Raw genomic sequence first — 24,721 nt, forward strand, 5'->3', positions numbered from 1 at the left:
ATTTTGAATAAATTATTTGTTATCAGGACGACATATTGGAAATAATATAACATCACGGATACTTTGACTGTTTGTTAATAACATTACTAATCGATCTATTCCTATACCTAAACCAGCTGTTGGGGGTAAACCATGTTCTAAAGCAATTATATAATCTTTATCATAAAAAAAGTGTTCATTTATACTGTTAAATTCTTTTGTGCTAATTTGTTTTTTAAATCGATCTTTTTGATCTTCTGCATCATTTAATTCTGAAAAACCATTACCAACTTCATATCCTCCAATAAATAATTCAAATCTATCAGTTATAGATTTTTTTTTTGTATTTCTTTTTGCTAAAGGCGAGACTTCTATAGGATATTCTGTAATAAAAGTAGGTTGTATTAATTTTTTTTCAACAGTTTTTTCAAAAATTTCGTAAATAACGTTACCAACAGTCCAATCTCTCTCTATAGAGATTCCAATAGAAGTTGCAAAATTCGATATTTCAATAAAATTGTCTAAATTTATATTTTTGATTTTTGTATTATATTTTATAATAGCTTCATTCATTGTCATTCTTATAAATTTTTGAGAAAAATCAAAAGTTTCTGTTCCGTATTTGACAATTGTTTTTTTTAAAACGTTCATGGTTAATTGGTAAAAAAAATTTTCTATAAAACTCATTAGATCTTTATAATCAGCATATGCTATATACAATTCTAACATAGTAAATTCAGGATTATGAAAGGTTGATAAACCTTCATTACGAAAGCTTTTATTTATTTCAAATACTCTTTCAAATCCTCCTACTATTAAACGTTTTAAATATAATTCTGGAGATATTCTTAAATACATGTCCATATTTAAAGAATTATGATAAGTTATAAATGGACGAGCTGATGCTCCTCCTGGAATAGTTTGTAAAATTGGAGTTTCTACTTCTAAGAAGTTGTTTTCTGACATAAATTGACGGATATAATGAAAAATCTTGGAACGTATTTTAAACTTTTCGCGAGATTTAGTGTTTACAATAAGATCTAAATATCGTTTCCGATAACAAATTTCTTTGTCTACAAGACCATGATATTTATCCGGTAAAGGACGTAAAGCTTTAGTTAATTGAAAAATTTCTAAGCAATGAACAGAAAGTTCGCCTTTTTTTGTTTTAAACAAATAACCTTTTGCACCTATAATATCTCCAAGATCCCATTTTTTAAAACTTTCATAAAAATTATTATTTACTGAATTACATGTTATATATAATTGAATTTTTCCTCCTTCATCTTGTATATGTGCAAAAGAAGCTTTACCCATAATACGTTTGCTAATTATTCGTCCAGCAATACTAACGTTAATATTAAGTAATTTTTGATTGTCTTCATTTTGATACTTTTTTTTTAGTTTGCTAACAATACAATTTTTACGAAAGTCATTAGGAAAAATTTCGTCGTTAGAATTACGTAAATTTTTTAGCTTTTTTCTACGTATCTCTTTTTCTTTTTCTTCTGAGATGTGTAATTTTTCACGATCTTTCTGTAAGTTTTTGTTTAACATTTGATCTATAATCCTACTTGTAAACTTTTTTTAATAAAAAGATCTATATCTCCATCAAGTACTGACTGTATATTTCGAGACTCTAAGCCAGTTCGCAAATCTTTAATGCGTGAATCATCCAGTATATAGGAACGAATTTGATTACCCCATCTAATCTCAGCTTTATTATTTTCTATTTCTTTTTGTGTTTTTTTTTTTTTTTGTAATTCTAAATTATATAGTTTTGCTTGCATTTGTTTTATAGCTTGTTCTTTATTTTTATGTTGTGATCTATCATTTTGACATTGTGTTACGACTCCTGTAGGAAGATGAGTAATTCTAACAGCAGATTCTGTTCTATTAACATGTTGACCACCTGCACCAGACGCTCGATATACATCTATTCTACAATCAAGTAAATTTATTTCTACAGAAATTTTATCATTTATTTCTGGATAAACAAAAATTGAGCTGAAAGAAGTATGCCTACGTTTGCTAGAATCAAATGGACTTCTACGTACTAATCTATGAATTCCAGTTTCTGTTTTTAGCCAACCAAATGCACATTTACCTGATATAAAAACTGTTGCAGATTTTATACCAACACTTTCCCCTCCTGATTCTTCAAGAACTTTATACTTAAAATGTTTTTTCTCTGCCCATCTTATATACATTCTTAATAACATTTTTGTCCAGTCTTGTGCGTCAATTCCTCCAGAACCTGATTGGAAATCAATATAACAATTAAAACTGTCGTATTTTCCAGTAAACATACGATGAAATTCTAAGTCATTAAATTGATTTTCTAATTCGTTTATTTCAGATATAATCTCGTTAAACATTATTAAATCTTTTTCTTCTTCTGCTAATAAAATAAAACTTTTAATATCTTGTAATCTTTCTTGAAGAGTTTCAAGATTATTAACATTGCATAATAATGCAGAATATTCTTTTTTTAAAAATTTAGCACGTTTTTTATCTTTCCAAAAATCAACATTTTTTAGTTCTTTTTCAATTTTTTTTACTTTTTTTTTATTATTATAATAATTAAAAATATCTCTAATATTTTTATTTTTTTCTATTAATTTTTGTATACGATTTTTAATTAAATTTAATTCAAACATAGTTTCTTTTATATTTAGTATTTATCATTTTATTACACTATAAAAAATAATGTATATAAGTAATATATAAAATTAAAAATATAAATAGTCTAGGAATAAACGCTGCAATAAAACATTATAAAGGCCAAATCTCTTCAATTAAAAGTTGCATTTGACGATTACCTCGAAAATTATTCATGTACAGTTTATAAACTATTTCTACTTTCTTAATATCATTATTTGGCCAGAATAAAGTATTAACATTAAAAAGAATACCATTAATAAAATTATTTCCGTTTAATGGTTTTAACGTGAGTTTTAAATGTCTATTACCTGCTAATTTTTGATTAATTAATAAAAATTTTCCATCAAAAGATGGTTCTGGAAAATTTTGCCCCCAAGGACCAGCATGTCTTAAAATTTGTGTTGTTTTTAATGTGTACTCTATAGGATCTAATTCTCCATCAGACCAAATAATATCTTGTATATTATTTTCATGAAAAAAATTTTTTATGAATTCAGTAAAAATTTTATAAAATTTTTCATAATTTTTTTTTTCTATTGATAAACCTGCCGCCATTGCATGGCCACCAAAATTTAATATTATCCCTGGATATAAATGATTAAATCTTACAAATAGATGATAAATATGAACGTTTGATATAGAACGAGCAGAACCTTTCAAAATATCTTTGTCTACAGGAGCAAAAGTAATTACCGGGCAATGAAATCTTTCTTTCAAACGTGATGCTAATATACCTACTACTCCTTGATGCCAATTATTTTCATAAAAAATTAGAATTGATGGTGAATTTTTTTGATTTTTTTCAAATAACTTTTTTAATAAAAAAATTACCTGATTATTCATTTTTTTTTCAATTTTTTTTCGCTTTTCATTTAATGCATTTAATTTATTTGCTAAATAATAAATATTTTCAATATTATTGGACAATAATAAAGAAATTCCTGTTGACATACTATCAAGACGTCCAGCTGCGTTTAAACGTGATCCTATAACAAAACTTAAATCATTTTCTACTAAATCATATAAGTTACAATGAGTAATATCTAACAAAACTTTAATTCCAAGACGACATTTGCCAGATCGTATTCTGTTTAATCCTTGCCAAACTAAAATTCTATTGTTTTTATCTAATGGCACCATATCAGCGATAGTACCAATTGCGACTAAATCAAGAAAGTTTGCTAAATTTGGAATTGATAATTTATTTTTTTCAAACCATTTTTTTTTTTGTAAATAAGCTCTTAACGCAATCATAAGATAAAAAGCTACGCCGACACCTGCTAAATTGCAGGATAAAAATTTAGAATCTTTTAAATTAGGGTTGACAATTGCTTTTGCAGGAGGTAATTCATTTCCTGGTAAATGATGATCTGTAATTAAAACAGGAATATTATACTTGTTTGCTTCTTTAACACCTTCATATGAAGAAATTCCATTATCAACAGTTAAAATTAAATCTGTTCCTATTTCATAGGCTTGTTTGACTATGCTAGGACTTAAACCGTACCCATCTTTTAATCTACTGGGAATTAAGTAGTTTATGTTATGACTGCCCATTGATTGTATTGCTAAAACTACGAGTGCTGTACTCGTTGCTCCGTCTGCATCAAAATCACCGACAACAGTAATACGTTTTTTTTTCTTTATCGAATCATACAAAATTTTTACTGCTTTATGAACATCATTGAGATGATCATAAGATAATAAATGATTTAAACTTTTTTGTAGATCGTTTACTGTATCAATACCTCTGTGAAGATAAATTTTGCGTAGTAATGGCGGATATTCATTTAATGAATGATTATCGTGTTTAATATGTCGACGTTTTAGTTTAAAATTTTTTGTAAATATATTATATGTCAATTAGAGTTTAACCTTTAAAATATTGTTAATAAAAAAAATTATTATTAATAAGTTAAATATTATATTATACTTAGATTGGCAAAAATTTTTATTAGAATTCTTATATTTTTTATTTGGAATAATTGTGTCTAAAAATTTATCATATCATTTTTCTCTTCCTTCTTATAGATTACCCTTGAAAATTATTTTTTTTGAAAAATTAAAATTAATTAATATACAAGGAAATAATGTTAAAAAATATTTACAGAGTCAATTTACTGCTAATATATTTTTGTTAAAAGAAAATAATTATTTAATTACTGCTCATTGTAATGTTTATGGGAAAGTTTTAGGTATTTTTCCTATTTTTTTATATAAAGATAGCTATTTTTATACTATATATAATGATATCTCTGAAATTCAAATGAATGAGTTAAAAAAATATGCAATATTTTCAAATATAAAAATTTGTGAAAACGATCAAAAAAAATTATTAGGAGTTGTAGGAAAAGAAGCAAAATTTTTTTTAAAACAATATTTTCCTGAATTACCAAATAAAAATAAAAAAAAAATAGTTTTTAAAAAAAATATATTGTTATGGTTTGAGAAACCGATCGAACGTTATTTAATAATTATTGATCAATTGATTTTTAATAAAATAAAAAAAATAAATCAATTACAATTGTCAAAAGATGAGCAATGGTTTTCGTTAGATATGGAATGTGGTTTTCCAGTAATTAATAATTATAATATACGAAAATTTTTCCCTCAGTTTTTAAATCTAGAAAAATTTAATGCAATAAGTTTTAAAAAGGGATGTTATCTTGGTCAAGAAATTATTTCACGTATACAGTATCGTGGAAAAAATAAATTTTCTATTTTTTTATTAGAAGGAACATCTAGTGTTGTGCCATCTGTTAAATCTATATTAGAAATAAAAGTTAAAGATTCTTGGAAAGAAACTGGAAATATATTACATGTAACTCAATTAGATAATAAAATTATTTGGATACAAGTTTTGTTAAGCAGTCAATCTGAAACAGCAGATATTTTTCGTATAATAGATGATAAAAATAGTCGCTTTTTTATAAAAAAAATTTCCTAAAAATATAATTTATTATATTTTATAATAAAATTTCTATCTATCAATAAAAGTAAAAATTTATGTATTTTAAATAAATAAACTAGTTTAATACTTATTTTAAATTTCTTTCTTTACAAATAATATTATAAGCTTTTTGTATAATTTGCATTTTTTGTTTTGCTGTATTTAACATTTCGGATGATGTTTTTATTGATGATAGTTTATCTGGATGGTATTTATTCATGAATTTTCGATAAGCACGTTTAATTGTAATATTATCATCAGTTTTTTTTACTTTTAAAGTATTATAAGCATTTTCTATTGTTGATTGTGAATTGTTTTTTTTTGTTTGAAAGCTTCTATGATATTTGTGATAGAAAAAAAAATTTTTTTCTTCTATCATATTTAAAAGATAATCTAATTGAAATTTTGACGTACTTAATTCCTGAGCAATTACATATAAAATATTTCTTTCATTGGGATGTAGTACTTCGTCAGAAAATGCTAATTTTATTTGAATTTCAAAAAAAAATTTTATTATATCAAAATTTTTATAAAAAATTTGACGTAATTCTTTTAGTTTATATCGTAACGGGTAGTTGTTTTGCTTGCCATATCGGAAAGCCTGTTGTGCTTGTATACATAAATCTTTATTTAATTGCATATCATTCATGCATGTTGAAACAATTCTTATATCTTTTGCAGAAACGTATCCCTTGGATTTCGCAATATTTCCCATTACTTGAAATGTAGTACAAATGAAAATTTTTTGATAACGATTATCATCGATATACAACTTTTTTTTTTTATGATCAAATATTTTATCAATTATGTAACCAATAAAAAATCCAATAATAATATTCCAAAATCCAGTTCCTAATATAGATCCAATTAATATTCCAAAAATTTTACCAAAGGGATGCATATAAATATATCTCCATGCATTATTGCTATTCTTTAATATTTCATATAACTCTAAAAAAGAAATGATTAATTTTACTTGTTTATTGATTGCTTAATAAATTTTAAAATTTTTTATATATTAATAAAAATATATTGAAAAACTTGATAAGTTTCATTTTTTTTAATTACAATTATTGAATAATTTTATATTTACAATTTTTTTTAAAAAACATAAAAACAAACTCTTACATTTATGTAAAATAATAAATAATATAATCGATAATTATAGTAAATTTTTATTTTGATATAAAAATTTTTAGTGAAACTTTTAATTATAAAAATATAAAGGTTTGTAATAGAATTTATCTAAAATAAAATATTCTGTTAAAGATTATTTTTGTTTTGCTAAAAATAAAAATAAATTCATTTTTTTGTAAAAAGATAATATTAGATTTAAAAAAAAATTAGTATACAAACGTTATAATCATTATAAAAAATTAATAGAATTCAGAGGTTTTATCTTTCATATTTTACTTTTTCGATTTATCAAAGTATACTACATATCTTTTTATTCTCTCAAAAAAAATATAGTTTTTAAAAAAAAATATATTTTTTATTGTATAAATATGTTTAAAAAAAATTAAAGTACACATGAATATTTATTGTAGCTAGTTTAACAGAGTGAATTTACAAAATATATTTTGTATTAAAAAAATATCAGTTTTAAAAAACTTAATATTTATGCATTATATATTTTTTATGAAGAAAATCATTAAAAAGATATGTCTTATAGTGATATTTATTACATATTCTAAAATTTTTGCTTGTTTTAAAACATATTGTAAATGTTAACGTTTTTTAAAACTGATATTTAATATTGTTTAATAAAACTTCAAATTTTTTGTGTAAATACTTCTCATAAACATCATAATAAATTTAAAATAGATATTTTTAGCGTTGTTAATAAGACATTTTTTTATTTTTATCTTTATCAAAGAAATTAAAAATATAAAATTAAATATCTGGTATATTTATGTCTTTCGTTGTAAAGATGATGATTTTATTTTTGAAAAAATTTACAATAATCCTTTTTCACAATTTTTATAAAAAATAGAGATTATCATGGAATGTTTGATTTATTTTTATACATAAATTAAAAATTATTACTATTTTTTTTAAAAATTATTAATTAAGTATTAAAGATAAAAGATAATTAATATAACTATATTTTTAGTTCAAAATATAAAAAATTTTTATATGTGAACAAAAATTAGTAAAAATATAATTGTCATTTTATAGATTTTATCTTATCAAGGTAAAATGTTAATTAAATATATAAACTAATATATAATGAACTACATATTAATCCACACAACACCTAAATTTCATAAATCAAAACATATAAATAAAACAAAATGTTAAAAAAATTAATTTTAATTATACTACTAGTATATAATACATCTTTTGCTAAACCTCATTTATTAGACGAAATAGCTGTTATTGTAAACAATGATGTAATACTAAAAAGTGATATAAAAAATGTTGTTGATCAAATAAAAAAACAAAATCCATTAGTTACTACTAGCGATAAAAATTTTTTAAAAAAAATTTTTGAAAATGAAATTATAAATAAAATTTTATTAGCACTTGGAGAAAAAAAAGGAATAAAAATTGATGAAAAAACACTAAATCAAATGATAAAAAATGGAATAAAAAAACATGGTATAACTATTGATCAATTACATGATTATCTAAAAAAACACAATATTGAATATATAGATTATATAAATGATATTAGCAAAAAATTTATTATATCAATACTACTTCAAAATGAAGTAAAAAAAAGAATACACGTTACTGAAGAAGAAGAAAAATTTTTTTTAAAAAAGCTCCAAAAAGATCAAGATAAAAATATTGAATATACATTTACTTATATTTTTTTTCCTTTAAAGGCAAACGTTAACAAAAGAATAATTAATAAAATTAATTTATTAGCACATGATACTATTAAAAACCTTCAAAAGAATAATGATATTACGCAAATACTACATTTTTTATCTAATAAAAAATTAAACATAGAATATAAAAAAATTGAAAAAAAATGTATTAATGATTTACCTGTTTTTTTTTCAAAAGCATTATCTAATAGTCCTAAAAATGTTCATGTTATCGGTCCTATAAAAAATATAAAAGGATTATATGTATTAAAAATACATAATAGGGACGAAAGTAAGTTACATACGATTATTAAACAATTTCATGTAAAAGATATTTTTTTAAAATCATCCTCCAAAAAAACCGATATACAAAAAAAGAAAAAATTAGAAAAAATTATAAAAAATATTCAAAACAAAGAAGAAAGTTTTAGTGATGCTGCTATTAAATATTCTGAAGATAGTAAATCTGCTGCAAAAGGTGGTGATCTTTTATGGATTTCGTCTGAATATTTTGGAAAAAAAATTGAAAAAATTATTGAAAAACTAAAAAAAGGAAATATGACTTATCCGTTTCGCTCAAATTCTGGTTGGCATGTTATTCAATTAATTGATAAAAGAAGAGTGGATATAACAAATATTTTAAATAAAAAACAAGCTGAAAACTTTTTCTTTAATGAAAAATTTGATCAAGAAGCAAAGAAATGGATACAAGAACAAAAAAATCAGACATATATTAAATATGTAAATACTTTATGAAAAATCATCAATTTATTATTACTCCTGGTGAACCCGCAGGAGTTGGGCCGGATATTATAATTCAATTAATACAAGAAAAATGGCCGGTAAAATTAGTCATTTGCGCTGATCCTATGTTAATTTATAACCGTGCTAAAGAATTAAAATTACCAATTGATATAAAAATTTATAAGAAAAATGCAACAAATAACATAGTGAAAAAAAGTGAAATGATTATTCTTCCAATTAAAACTAATAAAATAGTAGAAATAGGAAAATTATGTATTGAAAATAGTTACTATGTAATTAATTCACTTATTATCGCATGCTTTGGATGTTTAAAAAAAGAATTTTCAGCTTTAATTACCGGCCCAGTACAAAAAAGTATTATTAATCAAGCAGGAATAGAATTTTCAGGTCATACAGAGTTTTTAGCCAATTATACAGGAACAAAAATAGTATTGATGTTATTTGTTGTAAAATCAATTCATATGGCTATGATTACAACACATGTTCCTTTAAAAGATGTTGCTTCTTTTATTAACAAAGATATTTTATATAGAAAAATTACTCTTTTATATACTGATTTAAAAAATAAATTTGGATTTTTAAAACCGCGAATTTTAGTAACAGGATTAAATCCTCATGCTGGAGAAAATGGATATTTAGGAAAAGAAGAAATTGATATTATTATTCCTGTTTTGCAAAAACTTAAGAACGAAGGATTAAACGTTATAGGACCTTTTTCAGCTGATACAATTTTTAATTTTCCTTTAAAAAAATATGATGTTATTCTTACTATGTATCATGATCAAGGATTACCTGCACTAAAAAGTCATAGTTTTGGAAAAGCAGTTAATGTAACCTTAGGATTACCTTTTATTCGTACATCCGTTGATCACGGAACAGCTTTAGAATTAGCAGGCACAAAAAAAATAAATTTAGAAAGTTTTAGATTAGCAATTAAATTAGCAATTAATTTAGTAAAAAATAATGAAAATATTCAAAACAAAAAAATTTCATATATTTCGTAAAAGATATGGACAACATTTTCTTAAAGATAAAGATATTATTTCTGCTATTATTAATGCTATTAATCCTCAAAGTGAAGATATTATGGTAGAAATAGGTCCGGGAAATGGAGCATTAACTAAACACGTTATAAAAGATGTTAATTTATTAATTGCAATTGAAATTGATAATAATCTTGTGATTCTTTTAAAGAACATTTTTTTAAAACATGTTAATTTTATTGTCTTTAATGCGGATGTAATAAAATTTAATTTTAATAATTTAACAAAACAATATAAAAAGAAACTACGAATATTTGGAAATATACCTTATAACATATCCACGAATTTAGTATTTCATCTTATTAAATATATTGATTTAATAAAAGATGTACACTTTATGTTTCAGAAAGAAGTAGCGGATAGATTACTTGCTATTCCTAATAGTAAAAATTATGGAAAATTAACTATACTTGCTCAATCTTTTTTTAAAATAACTGTAGTAGTAGATAAAATACATTCATCTGCTTTTTTACCACAACCAAAAGTAAATTCTATTTTTCTTAGATTTATACCTCATAAATTTTATAATTTTATTAAAGAAGACATATTTTTTTTAAAAAAAATACTAACTGATGCTTTTAATCAAAGAAGAAAAACTATTAAAAACAGTTTAAATAAAATTTTTAATGTAAAAAAATTAGAAACTATAGGAATTAATTGTAATTTACGTGCAGAAAATCTATCTGTACAACAATATTTTGAAATAACAAATTTTTATCTAAAAAATATAAAAAAATCTAAAATTACATAAAAAACGTATATAGTGTATAGTATATACACTATATATCATTAAGTTAATAATTTTATTAAAAAACTAATTATTATGTTAGGCATGAAAAATGAGTACATATTTAATTGGCGATATACATGGTTGTTATGATGAACTTTGTTTGCTATTAGAAAAAGTAAAATTTGATCCTATAAAAGATTCATTATGGTTAACTGGGGATTTAGTGACAAGAGGATTAAAATCTTTACAAGTATTACGTTATATAAAATCATTAGGCAATTGTATAAAATTAGTGCTAGGAAACAATGACCTTTATCTTATTGCTATTTATGCAGGAATTTATAATTGTAAACCTAAAGATTACCTGACAGATTTATTAAAATCAGAAGATATTGATGAACTTGTTAACTGGTTACGAAAACAACCATTTTTACAAATTGATAAAGAAAAAAAAATTATCATGTCACACGCTGGTATTGCTCCTCAATGGGATATTGAAAATGCTTTTATTTGTGCTAATGAATTAAGAAAAGTTTTATCTAGTAATAACTATAAACTACATCTTCAAATGTTATATGAAAAAAATTCTTGTAGTTATAAAAATTTAATGGGTTTATCCAAACTACGTTTTTCTATTAATGCATTTACTAAAATGCGTTATTGTTTTTTAGACGGAACATTAGATATGCATTTTAAAGATAAACCATCTAATGCTCCTTTTTATTTAAAACCATGGTTTAATCTTATTAATAAAGAAATAATAGCGAATTATACGATATTTTTTGGTCATTGGGCATCTTTAGAAGGGAAAGGAACTCCTAATAAAATTATTGGATTAGATACTGGATGTTGTTGGGGAAAATATCTAACTTTGTTTTTTTGGGAAAAAAACAAATTTTTTAAACAAAATTCAAAAATGTTTGTTATGAAATAAAAGAATCGTTATAACTATGAATAAATTAACGATCTAAAATTTCAAAATAATAATTTATATTTTTATTCTTAAAATTAGAACATAATTTTCTAAAAGTTACTTTCCAATTTTTACTATTATATATAGGAAAATAAGTATCACCGAATGTTTCAAAATTAATATGAGTTAAATATAAGCGATTTGCATATCTTAACATTTGATCATAAATTAATCCTCCTCCAATAACTATTGCTTCTTCTTCATGTTTTACTAATGTAATAGCTTCTTCAATAGATTTTACCCAAATAACTTCATTAAAATTTATTAGTTTTTTTCGACTAACCACAATATTTATACGATTTTTTAATGGATAACCAATAGATTCAAAAGTTAATCTACCCATGATGATAGGTTTATTTATTGTGTTACGTTTAAACCATAATAAATCCTCTGGTATGTACCAAGGTATTGTATTATGTATACCAATAATATAATTTTTTGTTAAAGCAGCAATTAAACTTATCATTAGTTAATCCTTTATAAAAATATAAATATATTTTATAAAAAATATTTAAATTATTTTTAATAAATTTATTAGAAAAAATATTTTATATGAAATATAGCTTATAAAAAAATAAAAAAAATATTTTATACTAGATTTATATAGTATTTTAATATCTTTTAAAAAAAGTTATATGTCTTATATTAAAATAAATTTTTATTAATAAAGTTTAGGAAAAAAACAAATATGAAAGTAGTAAAAATTGATGAAAATTTACTAAAAACCGCAGAAAAAATTATTTTTTTAGTTCATCTTTTAGAAAAAAAATCTCAAAAAGAACAAATAGCAGGAATAATTTCAGCACCACATGTAATTTTTATAAAAATATTTATGCTTATTAAAAATAGTATTAATGGAATAAATATTGATAATGATTTGAAAAAATTAAAAAATAATTTTATTTTAATATCAAAAAAAATATCAAAAGTTCAAAATAATTTTAATTTAAATAATATAAAAAAAAAATTAGATTTAGATTTTTTGTTTATACAAAAAGTACTAAAAATAGTAAATGTATTAAGATACTGTCCAGATAAAATTTACGTTTTTATTTTATCTAGAGGGGAAAAAATTTACACTAACATTATAGAATTATTATTACAAGCTAGAAACAATGAGTTTGTTGTTATTAATCCCATAAAAAAAATATTAGGAATAGGCAATTATTTTGAATCTACTGCAGATATCTATGAATCGAAAAAAAGAATAAAAAATTTTTTTATAAATAAAAAAATAATATTAATGACAGGAAAAATCGCAGGTAACGAAAAAGGAGAATTAGTTTTATTAGGAAGAAACGGTTCTGATTATTCAGCAGCTATTTTAGCAAGTTGTTTAAATTGTGGTTACTTAGAAAATTGGACTAACTCTAATAAGTTTATAAAAAAAATGATTAAAAGAAGTAAAAATGTATATAATTCAATTTTCATTAGTTATGAAGAAGCAATGGAATTATCATTCTTTTATTCAAAAGTTTTTCATCCTAGAATAATTTCTTTAATTCATCAATTTAATATTTATTATTCTATAAAAAATATTAAATTTTCTAAAAATTTTTCAATTTATATTGGAAAATTTTTAATTAAAGAAAAATGCTCTTATTATAAAATAGTTCATTTAAATGAAATGATCATATTTCATATTCAACATAAAGAAAATGAGATGTTTATTTCAAAAATGTTAAAAAAAATCTCTAGTTTGGGTATTTCTGTTATTTTAATAAGTCAATCTTTTATTAAAAAAACGATTACTTTTTCTATCTCTCATAACGAACAAAAACGAATTTTTAATCTTTTTAAAAATCTATTTTCTAAACTATTAAAAAATGAATATTTTAAAATTATTAAAACTATTAATAATGTATCTATTATCACTTTTATAGAACAATCACAAAAATTATTTAATATTTGTACAAAAATTTTTTCTCATCAATTTCCAATTACTACAAATAACTGTTCAAAATATTCAATATCATTATTATCTAATAACACTAATTTACAAAAAATACATTTTTCAATACAACAAACATTAACTTTAAAAAAAAAAAATATTGACATATTTCTTATAGGTATTGGTTCAATTGGTAAATCTTTTTTAGAAAAATTATTTTTTCAAAAAAAACGTCTGCAAAAAAAAAATATTTTTTTAAACGTTTTAGGTGTTTCAAATACAAAAGGATTTTATATTAATTTAAAGGGTATTGTATTAAAAAATTTAGAAAATTTTCTACAATCTTCCAAGAAAAAATTTAATTTCAATAAATTAATTAAATTATCTAATAAAAATTTTTTTTCAAACCCAACTATTATTGATTGTACATCAAGCCAAATTATTGCTAATCAATATATTGATTTTCTAACTAACGGTTTTCATGTTATTACTGCAAATAAAAAAGCAAATTCTAGTTTTTTAAAAAACTATCAAAATATTAGACATGCTGCAAAAAATTATAATACTAAATTTTTTTATGAAACTAACGTAGGTGCTGGACTACCTGTTATTGAAAACATACAAAAATTAATGGATACAGGAGATAAATTAATAAAATTTTCTGGTATTTTATCTGGATCTCTTTCTTTTATTTTTGGTAAATTAGATGAAGGAATTTCTTTTTCTCAGGCTACAAAATTAGCAAAAAAATTAGGGTTCACTGAACCTCATCCTCGTGATGATCTTTCTGGAATTGACGTTGCTAGAAAATTATTAATTCTTGCTAGGGAAGTAGGATATTTTATAGAAATGGAAGATATATTTATTGAGCCAATTATAACAAAAAAACTTATGCAAGTTAGTAACGTTGAGTTATTTATGCAAGAAATATCAATTATGGATTCTATTTTTCATAAAAAAAGTATACAAGCACATTTAGAAAAAAAAGTGTTACGATTAGTTGGAACAATTGGAAAATATGGTAAATGTAAAGTAGAAATTATTGCAGTAGATTCTAATCATCCATTTTTTAAGATAAAAAATGGAGAAAATTCTTTGGCTTTTTACACTAAATATTATACACCTAATCCATTACTATTAACTGGATATGGGGCAGGAAATAATGTTACATCTGCAGGAATATTTTCAGATTTATTACGAATTCTATAATACTTAAGAGAATAATAATTATGATAAAAATCTATGCACCAGCTTCTATAGGCAATATAAACGTGGGTTTTGACGTATTAGGAATGGCAATTTCTCCAGTAGATGGAAGTCTTTTAGGAGATTTTGTTACCGTAAAATCAGCTAATTCTTTTTCGTTAAAAATCAAAGGTAAGTTCGCTAATGAATTACCATTAGAATTAAATAAAAATATTGTTTGGAATTGTTGGAAAAATTTTTGTAATTTTATTCAAAGAAATATTGATATAGAAATTATTTTAGAAAAAAATATACCTATTAGTTCTGGACTTGGATCAAGCGCGTGTTCTACAGTGGCTACATTATTAGCAATTAATATTTTTTTAAAAAATCCATTAAATTATCAAGAATTATTGATTATGATGGGAAAAATAGAAGGAGAAATTGCTGGTAGTATACATTACGATAACGTTGCTCCTTGTCTTTTCGGTGGATTACAAATTATCCTAAATCAAGAAAAAAATATTACTCAAAAAATACCAATATTTAAAAACTGGATATGGATTATAGCTTATCCAGGTTATAAACTCTCTACCGCTAAATCCAGATCTATTTTACCAAAAAAATATTACAAAGAAACGTGTATAAAACATAGCCGTCTTTTGTCTGGTTTTATTCATGCTTGTCATACAAAACAATGTGATTTAGCTATAAAACTTATGCAAGATATCATTGCAGAACCTTACCGTATAAAATTATTACCGAAATTTTTTAACATGCGTGAGTCTCTCAAAATAATTGGTGCATTATCATCTGGAATATCTGGTTCTGGTCCAAGTGTTTTTGCTATTTGTGATAAACAAGAAATAGCTATAAAAATAGCAGATTGGTTAAAAAAAAATTATTTGCAAAATAACAAAGGTTTTGTTCATATATGCAAAGTTGATGATTTAGGTGCAAGAAAATTAGGATAGATAATGAAATTTTATAATCTTAAAAATAAATATGAACGAATGAATTTTATTCAAGCAACAAATATTGGTATTGGCTCAAAACAAGGTTTATTTTTTCCTAAAAAACTTCCTAAGTTTACGAAAAAAGAAATTAGTTCATTGTTAAAAACAGATTTTATTTATTGTAGTGCAAAAATATTATCACAATATATAGGAAAAGAGATAAGTTTTAAAAAAATTTTTCAATATGTTAAAAAATCATTTTTTTTTCCTATTCCTTTAAAAAGAGTAGAGAATAACATTTTTTGTTTAGAATTATTTCATGGACCCACTTTGGCATTTAAAGATTTTGGTGCTCAATTTATGGCGCAAATGATTAATATAAAAAAAAATAATAAAAAATCTACTATAATATTAACTGCAACTTCTGGTGATACAGGAGCAGCAGTTGCTCATGCGTTTTATAAAATGAACAATGTTAAAGTTGTTATTTTATATCCAAAAGGTAAAATTAGTTTTATTCAAGAAAAAATATTTTGTACATTAGGAAAAAATATATATACAATTTCTATAAATGGTAATTTTGATACATGCCAAAATCTTGTTAAAAGAGCTTTTCAAGATCAAACTTTAAAAAATATTGTAAATATTAATTCAGCTAACTCAATAAATGTTAGTAGGTTATTTGCTCAAATTTGTTATTATTTTGAAGCAGTAAAAAAAGTTCCTCAAAAATATCGAAATCAATTAGTTTTTTCTGTTCCTAGTGGAAATTTTGGTAATTTAACAGCAGGTTATTTAGCTAAATCTCTTGGTTTACCTATTAAAAAATTTATTATTGCTAGTAATATTAATGATACCGTTCCAAGATATCTACAAACTGGTATTTGGAATCCAAAGAAAACTATTGAAACACTTTCAAATTCAATGGATATTAATAAACCAAATAACTGGCCAAGAATTCAAGAACTATTTCGACGAAAAAATTGGAGACTATCTGACATCTCTTATAGTACTTTTTCGGATCAAAAAACTAAACAAGCAATTTTTGAACTGAATCGATTAAACTACGTTGCAGATCCACATACAGCTATTGCTTGGATGTCATTAAAGCAACATTTAAAACCAAAAGAAATAGGAATATTTTTAGGAACAGCACATCCTGTTAAATTTAATAAACTAGTTGAAAGTTTAATAAAAAAAACGATTCCTATATCAATTGATTTAGAAAAAAAAATAAATTTACCTTTTTTATCCATAAATATGGATCCAAATTTTGATGACATTAAAAATTTTTTGATTAATATATCTAACGTAGAATGAAATAGTTAAAATATATTAGTTAATTTTTTTAAAAAACTTAACGAACATATCAATAAGTGTTAAAAAGCGAACAATTTTAAAATTATATACAGGCAATTTTAAAAAATTATGAATATTTTTTTTTTTAGACCTTGATGACATCAAAAAGAAGCCCCATTTAATCCCTATTCACACATATGACAATCTATAAAAGATAACCATATGAAAATTATTTATTATCCAATTTTAAAAAAATTTAAATGGGAGACGTTTAGATGGGTAAAATTATTGGTATAGATCTAGGTACAACCAACTCTTGCGTTGCAGTTATGGATGGTAAAAAAGCACGTGTTCTAGAAAATGCTGAAGGTGATAGAACTACACCTTCAATTATTGCATATACTAAAGACGGCGAAACTCTCGTTGGTCAACCGGCTAAACGTCAAGCTGTAACTAATCCTAAAAATACGCTTTTTGCAATTAAGCGATTAATCGGACGTCGTTTTGAAGATGAAGAAGTACAGCGTGACATTAAAATCATGCCTTATAAAATTATTAAATCAGATAATGGTGATGCATGGTTAAATATAGATAATCAAAAAATAGCTCCGCCCCAAATTTCTGCAGAAGTTTTAAAAAAAATGAAGAAAACTGCTGAAGATTATTTAGGAGAATCAGTTACAGAAGCAGTAATAACAGTACCTGCATATTTTAATGATGCTCAAAGACAAGCAACGAAAGATGCTGGTCGAATTGCTGGTCTAGAAGTTAAACGTATCATAAATGAACCCACTGCTGCATCTTTAGCTTATGGTTTAGATAAAAGTAAAGGTAATCAAACAATCGCCGTTTACGATTTAGGCGGTGGAACTTTTGATATTTCTATAATAGAAATAGATGATGTAGATGGAGAAAAAACTTTTGAGGTTTTAGCTACTAATGGAGATACACATTTAGGTGGAGAAGATTTTGATATACGTTTAATTAATTATTTAGTTTCAGAATTCAAAAAAGATCAAGGAATAAATCTACAAAATGATCCATTGGCTATGCAACGATTAAAAGAATCAGCAGAAAAAGCAAAAATTGAGTTATCTGCTGCACAGCAAACAGATGTAAATTTACCTTATATTACTGCAGATTCTAGTGGTCCAAAACATTTAAATATTAAAGTAACACGTGCAAAACTAGAATCATTAGTAGAAGACTTAATATTAAGATCAATCGAACCATTAAAAGTTGCTTTAAAAGATTCAAAACTATCTATCAATAATATTAATGATGTTATATTGGTCGGTGGACAAACCCGTATGCCGATGGTTCAAAAAAAGGTTGCTGAATTCTTCGGGAAAGAACCAAGAAAAGATGTTAACCCTGATGAAGCAGTAGCAGTTGGAGCTGCTGTACAGGGAGGTGTATTAACTGGTGATGTTAAAGATGTATTATTATTAGATGTAACACCATTATCTTTAGGAATTGAAACTATGGGTGGTGTAATGACTGCTCTAATCAATAAAAATACAACTATACCTACAAAACATAGTCAAATATTTTCAACTGCTGAAGATAATCAATCTGCGGTTACTATTCATGTTTTACAAGGTGAACGTAAACGAGCATTAGATAATAAATCATTAGGACAATTTAATCTTGATGGTATTCAATCAGCTCCTAGAGGAATTCCTCAAATAGAGGTGACTTTTGATATTGATGCTGATGGAATTTTACATGTTTCTGCAAAAGATAAAAATAGTGGAAAAGAACAAAAAATTACAATTAAAGCATCTTCAGGATTAAAAGAAGAAGAAATCAAAAAAATGGTTCAAGATGCAGAAATTAACGCTGAAGAAGATCGTAAATTTGAAGAACTGATACGTACAAAAAATCAAGGTGATCAAATCATTCATAACACTAATAAACAATTAAAAAAAGTTGGTGATCAATTATCTGTTGATGATAAAAAATCTATTGAGTCTTCATTAGATGCATTAAATTTAGCATTAAAAAGTGAAGATAAAAACGAAATTGAAGACAAAATACAAAAATTATTACAAGTATCTGGAAAGTTAATGGAATTAATACAAAAACAAGAAAAAGATAACGCAAATAACAATACAAATACAAAGAATAATTCAGATAAAAAAAATGATGACGTTGTAGATGCTGAATTTGAAGAAGTAAAAGATAATAAAAAATAACTTCCCTTGACTAGCGAGTGCGGTTTTCTTTGCCGTTATGTTTTTATATTAAAACACGGGCATCTTTTCGCCCGTGTAGTAATGTTTAAGGGATAAAAAATAATGTCAAAAAAAAATAATTATTATGAAATTTTAAATATTTCTAACGACGCTGATGAACGTCAAATTAAAAAAGCTTACAAAAGATTAGCTATGAAATATCATCCTGATAGAAACCCAGATGATAAAAAAGCAGAATCAAAATTTAAAGAAATAAAAAAAGCTTATGAAATTCTAATTGATCCAAAAAAACGTGCTGCATATGATCAATATGGAGATTCTGCTTTTGAACAAGGATCTAATAATACTGATAACAGCTCTTCTTATTTTAATGATATTTTCGGAGATGTATTTGGTGATATTTTTGGAGGCGGAAAAAAACAGCATAACGAACGGCATGCAGATGTTCAATATAATATTGAAATGAGTTTAGAAGAAGCTGTAAAAGGTATTAGTAAAGAAATTAACATAAAATCTATTAAAGAATGTTATGCATGTTATGGTAGTGGATCAAAAATGGGTAAAAAACCTGAGAATTGTCGAACTTGTCATGGATCAGGGCAAATTCAAATGAGACAAGGATTTTTTACCCTACAACAATCCTGTCCAACATGTCAAGGAAGAGGATCAATCATAAGAAATCCTTGCAATATTTGTGGTACTCGAGGTTATGTTGATTGTACAAAAAAAATTAATGTTAGGATTCCAGCAGGAGTTGATACAAATGATCGAATTAGAGTAAATTATGATAAAGGAAAAGGGAAATATGCTGCTTTAATGGGTGATATTTTTGTTCAAATTTTTATAAAAAAACATCCTATATTTAATAGAGAAGATAACAATCTTTCTTGTGAAATACCAATTAGCTTTTCAATGGCTGCTTTAGGTGGGGAAATTGAAGTTCCTACACTTGATGGCCGTGTAAAATTAAAAATACCTTCAGAAACTCAAACAGGAAAATTATTTCGTATTCGTGGAAAAGGGATTAAATCAATTAGAAAAAGATCTCTTGGTGATTTGTTTTGTCGCGTTATTATAGAAACACCTATAAATCTTAATGAAAAACAAAAAAACTTGCTACGTGAACTAAATTATAGTCTTGTAGGACCTACTGGAGAAAAAAATAGCCCAAAATCTAAACGTTTTTTTGAAAGTGTAAAAAAATTTTTTGATGATTTAACTAATTGATAAAATAAAAGTTCATTAAATAAAAATAATAAAATTAAAAGAAAACCGATATGTTTAATCATTCGGTTTTCTAATTTTAAATTTTATTAAATAATTTTTTTGATTTTTTTAATTAAATTTGATTTATGACGCGCAGCCTTATTTTTACTTATCAATTTTTTAGATGCTTGACGATCAATAATTGGTTGTGTTTGATCAAATTTTTTTTGAGCAATATTTCTATCACCAGAATCTATTGCCATACATACTTTTTTAATCGAATTGCGTAGCATAGAACGATGACTTACATTTTTTTTACGACGTTTTTCTGAAGTAATTACACGTTTTTTAGATGATTTAATATTTGCCAACTTTAAATCCTTATGTTAATTTTTTAAATGTCGATAATAATATAAATAGATAATTTATATTATATTTTTTTTATAATTTTATAAAAATTTTAATTTAAAAAAATTAAAATTAGATTTTACATTATTTTCATTATAATAATGTATAAATTTTCATATATACAGGAATTTTATGAAATTTATACGTGGTATACATAATCTTAATTATCAAGAAAAAGGTTGTGTATTAACAATCGGAAATTTTGATGGTGTACATTATGGTCATAAGATTTTGCTTTCTCATCTTTTTTTTGAGGGAAAAAAACGTAATCTTCCAGTTATAGTTATGATTTTTGAACCGCAACCTTTAGAATTTTTTTTAAAAAAAGCTCCATACCGTTTAACTAATTTAAAAGATAAACTAAATTATTTATTTCAACTAAATATAGATATTGTGCTTTGTGTTTCTTTTAATCAAAAATTTTCTAAAATGTCAGCAGAAGATTTTATTTTTTATTTATTAGTAAAAAAGTTAAATATAAAATTACTGATAATAGGTGATGATTTTCGTTTTGGTAAAGATAGAAAGGGAAATTTTTTTTTGTTAAAAATATTTGGAAAAAAATATGGTTTTGAAGTGATTAGTACTAAAACTTTTTGCAAATATGGACAAAGAATTAGTAGTACTTTTATCAGACAAGCATTATATGAAAATAATTTTTTATTAGTCAAAAAACTTTTAGGAAGAAATTTTAGCATTTCAGGGCGAATTATTTATGGCGATTCTATAGGGAAAAAAATTGGATTTCCTACAGCTAATCTTTATTCTTATTATAATGTTTTACCTATTAAAGGAGTTTATATCGTACAAGTTTTAGGTATAAAAAAAGATCCTATATTAGGAGTAGCAAATATTGGAACTCGTCCAACATTAAATGGAAAGAAAAAACGGATTGAAATTCATCTTATCGATTTTTGTATGAATATTTATGGATATTATGTTCAAATTGTTTTAATAAAAAAAATTAGAGAAGAAATCAAGTTTTGTTCATTAAGCGAATTAAAAAATCAGATAAAAAAAGATATACTTTTTACAAAAAATTTTTTTATTCAAAAAAAAAATAATAGATATAACATTTAATTTTTTTTTTTTAACAAATCATATATATTCATGTTAACTTTCATTAAATAAATTATCTTTATAATTTATTATTTAATCTTTTAATCATTATATGAAAAAATCTATTTTTTTTAAAACAACATATTTGTTATTAATATTAATTATTATTACTATCGATACTATTAGTAAAAAATGGGTAGTCATGCATGTAAAATTACATAAAACTTTTCATATCAATTCTTTTTTAAATTTTTTTTACACTTATAATTATGGAATGGCATTTAATTTTTTATCAAATTTTTCTAAGGAATTCCAACGTTGGTTTTTATCTAGTATTTCTTGTCTGATAATATTTATGATTTTTTTAGTTATGATGAATTGTCAAAAAATTTTTAAAAAAACACAACAAATAGCTTATTCAATAATTATTGGGGGTGGTTTAAGTAATGTATTTGATCGAATATATCATGGATATGTAATTGATTTTATTGATATAAAAATTATAAAATTTCATATTCCTACTTTTAATATTGCTGATCTTAGTATTTTTATTGGTTTATTAATTATTTTAACTATAAATTTTTTTATTATCTTTTTTAAGTTAGATAAATAGTATAAAAAAATAACATTCTTTATATATAATATGTTACAAAAAAAAATTAATACTTTTATGCGATATGAATATTTTCTTAGCTAATCCTCGCGGATTTTGTGCGGGAGTAAACAGAGCAATTAATATTGTTAATTTAATTCTAAAGATATATGGACAACCTATTTATGTTTATCATGAGATTGTACACAATAGTCATGTTTTGAACGTTTTACGTAAGAAAGGTGTAGTTTTTGTTGAAAATATTGAAAATGTTCCAAAAAGATCTATACTAATTTTTTCTGCACATGGTGTTTCTAAAAACGTACAGAATCAAGCTAAAAAACGTAATCTAAAGATATTTGATGCTACTTGCCCATTAGTTAAAAAAGTGCATAAAAAAGTATGCAAAGCCAGCGATCAAGGTATAGAAGTTATTCTAATTGGCAATTCATATCACCCAGAAATTAAAGGGACTATAGGGCAATATATTAATAATAAAAATGGGGGAATATATCTTATAGAATCTTTTCAAGATGTTTTAAAAATAAAAATTAATAACCCTAGTAGAGTAGTAATTGCTAATCAAACTACGTTATCTACAGAAGAAGTTTACTTATTTAAAAAAATATTAATAAAAAAATTTCCAAAAATTAATATTAGTAGAAGTGATATTTGTTATGCAACAACTAACCGTCAAATTGCTGTACAAAAATTAGCTGAAAAAACAGAAATAGTATTTGTAATAGGTTCAAAAAACTCTTCAAATTCTAATAGATTAGTAGAAATTGTAAAAAAATACGAAAAGAAATCTTATTTAATAGATTCTATTAGTGATATAAAAAAAATCTGTTTAAATAATATCAAGAACATTGGAATTACTGCTGGGGCTTCTACTCCAGATGTAATAATTAATCAAATTATTAAATATTTATGCGAAATAAAAAATACATCTGTAATAGAATTATCAGGTATTAAAGAAAATTTTATTTTTAAAATACCTAAAAGTTTTTATAGAAAACCGTCTGTTTTATTATAATTTTATATAAATTAATATAGTTATATTAAATATTTATTAGTTTTAAAGTTAATTTTTTCTAAAAAATAAATTTAATAACATTTTATATATTGGCTAAAAAATGAATATGAAAAAACTTAGAATAGCTATTGCTGGACCAAATGGTCGTATGGGTTCTCAACTAATTAAATGTGTTGAAGAAACAAAAAATATAGTTTTAAGTGTAATTATAACTAAATCTTGTTTTAATTTTGAAAAAAAAAATAGTTTAATTAGAAAAATTGATAATTTTAATGCAAAAATTACTAACGATATTAATAGCGTTATTAATAATTTTGATATCCTTATCGATTTTACTCGTCCAGAAAATACTTTAAAAAATTTATTAGTTTGTTATCAAAATAATAAATCTATTGTAATTGGGACAACTGGTTTTGATGAATCTGGAAGAAAAATTATTCAAGATGCCGCAAAAAAAATTCCTATTGTTTATTCTTCAAACTTTAGTATCGGAATTAATTTACTTTTTAAATTAATAGAAAAAACTACAGAAATTATAGGAAATTCTTCAGACATAGATATTATTGAAAAACATCACCGACAAAAAAAAGATTGTCCTTCAGGTACTGCATTAACTATCGGGGAAAAAATAGCGCAGATTATGAATTGGAATTTAAAAGAATCTATGTTTTATAATAATATAAATAATATTGCAATACGTCCTCCAAAAGTTATTGAATTTTCAAGTATCCGTTCTGGAGAAATTATTGGTGAACACACTGTATTATTTCATGAAAAGAATGAACAAATTGAAATTACTCATAAAGCTATAAATAGAAAAATTTTTGCCAGTGGTGCTGTTAAAGCGGCTATATGGATTGAAAAAAATAAAAAAGAGAAAGGTCTTTTTGATATGCAAGATGTTTTAAATTTAAAAAACATTTTTTAAAGGTCTTTAATTATTTTATATTTAAAATATATAATTAAGATTT

Annotated in this window: 20 protein-coding genes; 14 read left to right on the forward strand and 6 right to left on the reverse strand. The window is 23.5% G+C overall.

Translation table 11 applies throughout. The features are described 5' to 3' along the window. Positions 1-12 precede the first annotated feature (12 nt). The 3 genes from lysS to recJ all read right to left on the reverse strand — a co-directional run bounded on the left by lysS (position 13) and on the right by recJ (position 4,494). A complete protein-coding gene (gene lysS, locus TGUWTKB_RS02780; protein WP_041063345.1) occupies positions 13-1,536 on the reverse strand; it encodes a lysine--tRNA ligase in 1,524 nt (507 codons plus the stop codon). A 5-nt stretch (positions 1,537-1,541) separates the two neighbouring features. Beyond that, positions 1,542-2,639 (reverse strand): peptide chain release factor 2, encoded by a 1,098-nt coding sequence (gene prfB, locus TGUWTKB_RS02785; RefSeq protein ID WP_041063347.1) that lies wholly within the window; start codon positions 2,637-2,639, stop codon positions 1,542-1,544. A gap of 115 nt (positions 2,640-2,754) precedes the next feature. Then, entirely contained in the window at positions 2,755-4,494 is a 1,740-nt protein-coding gene (recJ, locus tag TGUWTKB_RS02790; RefSeq protein ID WP_041063656.1) for a single-stranded-DNA-specific exonuclease RecJ, read from the reverse strand. Positions 4,495-4,630: 136 nt separating this feature from the next. On the opposite strand from recJ, the gene ygfZ reads away from it, so the two are divergent. Continuing rightward, a complete protein-coding gene (ygfZ, locus tag TGUWTKB_RS02795) occupies positions 4,631-5,590 on the forward strand; it encodes a tRNA-modifying protein YgfZ (RefSeq protein ID WP_041063658.1) in 960 nt (319 codons plus the stop codon). 91 nt (positions 5,591-5,681) lie between these two features. On the opposite strand, the gene djlA is transcribed toward ygfZ, so the two are convergent. Next, positions 5,682-6,494 carry a co-chaperone DjlA gene (djlA, locus tag TGUWTKB_RS02800; RefSeq protein WP_041063349.1) on the reverse strand — a complete coding sequence of 271 codons (813 nt, stop codon included), beginning with the start codon at positions 6,492-6,494 and terminating at the stop codon, positions 5,682-5,684. A gap of 1,393 nt (positions 6,495-7,887) precedes the next feature. Here djlA and TGUWTKB_RS02805 point away from each other — a divergent pair. The 4 genes from TGUWTKB_RS02805 (at position 7,888) to apaH (ending at position 11,881) form a co-directional block, all read left to right on the forward strand. Beyond that, positions 7,888-9,165, forward strand: coding sequence for a peptidylprolyl isomerase (locus TGUWTKB_RS02805; protein WP_041063351.1), 1,278 nt, complete (start codon positions 7,888-7,890; stop codon positions 9,163-9,165). Further along, positions 9,162-10,178 (forward strand): 4-hydroxythreonine-4-phosphate dehydrogenase PdxA, encoded by a 1,017-nt coding sequence (gene pdxA, locus TGUWTKB_RS02810; protein ID WP_041063353.1) that lies wholly within the window; start codon positions 9,162-9,164, stop codon positions 10,176-10,178. The genes TGUWTKB_RS02805 and pdxA overlap by 4 nt, the downstream gene beginning before the upstream one ends. Then, a complete protein-coding gene (rsmA, locus tag TGUWTKB_RS02815) occupies positions 10,138-10,968 on the forward strand; it encodes a 16S rRNA (adenine(1518)-N(6)/adenine(1519)-N(6))-dimethyltransferase RsmA (protein WP_041063354.1) in 831 nt (276 codons plus the stop codon). Before pdxA ends, rsmA begins: the two co-directional genes overlap by 41 nt. Before the next feature lie 88 nt (positions 10,969-11,056). Further along, on the forward strand, positions 11,057-11,881 hold the full coding sequence (gene apaH, locus TGUWTKB_RS02820) for a bis(5'-nucleosyl)-tetraphosphatase (symmetrical) ApaH (RefSeq protein WP_041063356.1): 825 nt from the start codon (positions 11,057-11,059) through the stop codon (positions 11,879-11,881). 25 nt (positions 11,882-11,906) lie between these two features. On the opposite strand, the gene folA is transcribed toward apaH, so the two are convergent. Further along, the gene (folA, locus tag TGUWTKB_RS02825) at positions 11,907-12,386 is read right to left on the reverse strand and encodes a type 3 dihydrofolate reductase (RefSeq protein WP_041063357.1); all 480 of its coding nucleotides are present in this window, start codon (positions 12,384-12,386) and stop codon (positions 11,907-11,909) included. A gap of 222 nt (positions 12,387-12,608) precedes the next feature. Between folA and thrA the strand changes: the two genes are divergently transcribed. From thrA to dnaJ, 5 genes are all read left to right on the forward strand, one after another. Further along, positions 12,609-15,020 carry a bifunctional aspartate kinase/homoserine dehydrogenase I gene (thrA, locus tag TGUWTKB_RS02830; RefSeq protein ID WP_041063359.1) on the forward strand — a complete coding sequence of 804 codons (2,412 nt, stop codon included), beginning with the start codon at positions 12,609-12,611 and terminating at the stop codon, positions 15,018-15,020. Positions 15,021-15,040: 20 nt separating this feature from the next. Continuing rightward, positions 15,041-15,970: a homoserine kinase gene (gene thrB / locus TGUWTKB_RS02835; protein ID WP_041063361.1), complete on the forward strand. Its 930-nt coding sequence runs from the start codon at positions 15,041-15,043 to the stop codon at positions 15,968-15,970. A 3-nt stretch (positions 15,971-15,973) separates the two neighbouring features. After that, entirely contained in the window at positions 15,974-17,272 is a 1,299-nt protein-coding gene (gene thrC / locus TGUWTKB_RS02840; protein WP_041063363.1) for a threonine synthase, read from the forward strand. A 254-nt stretch (positions 17,273-17,526) separates the two neighbouring features. Further along, entirely contained in the window at positions 17,527-19,449 is a 1,923-nt protein-coding gene (dnaK, locus tag TGUWTKB_RS02845; RefSeq protein WP_041063365.1) for a molecular chaperone DnaK, read from the forward strand. Between the two features lie 102 nt (positions 19,450-19,551). Beyond that, positions 19,552-20,676: a molecular chaperone DnaJ gene (gene dnaJ, locus TGUWTKB_RS02850; RefSeq protein WP_041063366.1), complete on the forward strand. Its 1,125-nt coding sequence runs from the start codon at positions 19,552-19,554 to the stop codon at positions 20,674-20,676. A gap of 86 nt (positions 20,677-20,762) precedes the next feature. Here the strand turns inward: dnaJ and rpsT are convergent, their stop codons facing one another. Then, positions 20,763-21,026 carry a 30S ribosomal protein S20 gene (rpsT, locus tag TGUWTKB_RS02855; protein WP_041063367.1) on the reverse strand — a complete coding sequence of 88 codons (264 nt, stop codon included), beginning with the start codon at positions 21,024-21,026 and terminating at the stop codon, positions 20,763-20,765. A 169-nt stretch (positions 21,027-21,195) separates the two neighbouring features. Here rpsT and ribF point away from each other — a divergent pair, with 169 nt between their 5' ends. The 4 genes from ribF (at position 21,196) to dapB (ending at position 24,678) form a co-directional block, all read left to right on the forward strand. Then, positions 21,196-22,143, forward strand: a complete 948-nt coding sequence (gene ribF / locus TGUWTKB_RS02860; RefSeq protein ID WP_041063368.1) for a bifunctional riboflavin kinase/FAD synthetase — start codon at positions 21,196-21,198, stop codon at positions 22,141-22,143. A 91-nt stretch (positions 22,144-22,234) separates the two neighbouring features. Further along, a complete protein-coding gene (gene lspA, locus TGUWTKB_RS02865) occupies positions 22,235-22,735 on the forward strand; it encodes a signal peptidase II (protein ID WP_041063369.1) in 501 nt (166 codons plus the stop codon). 64 nt (positions 22,736-22,799) lie between these two features. Beyond that, on the forward strand, positions 22,800-23,750 hold the full coding sequence (ispH, locus tag TGUWTKB_RS02870) for a 4-hydroxy-3-methylbut-2-enyl diphosphate reductase (RefSeq protein ID WP_041063370.1): 951 nt from the start codon (positions 22,800-22,802) through the stop codon (positions 23,748-23,750). 106 nt (positions 23,751-23,856) lie between these two features. Continuing rightward, positions 23,857-24,678 (forward strand): 4-hydroxy-tetrahydrodipicolinate reductase, encoded by an 822-nt coding sequence (gene dapB / locus TGUWTKB_RS02875; RefSeq protein WP_232501623.1) that lies wholly within the window; start codon positions 23,857-23,859, stop codon positions 24,676-24,678. The last annotated feature ends 43 nt before the right edge of the window (positions 24,679-24,721 follow it).

Origin of the sequence: Candidatus Tachikawaea gelatinosa (assembly GCF_000828815.1) — a bacterium.
GTDB lineage: Bacteria > Pseudomonadota > Gammaproteobacteria > Enterobacterales > Enterobacteriaceae > Tachikawaea > Tachikawaea gelatinosa.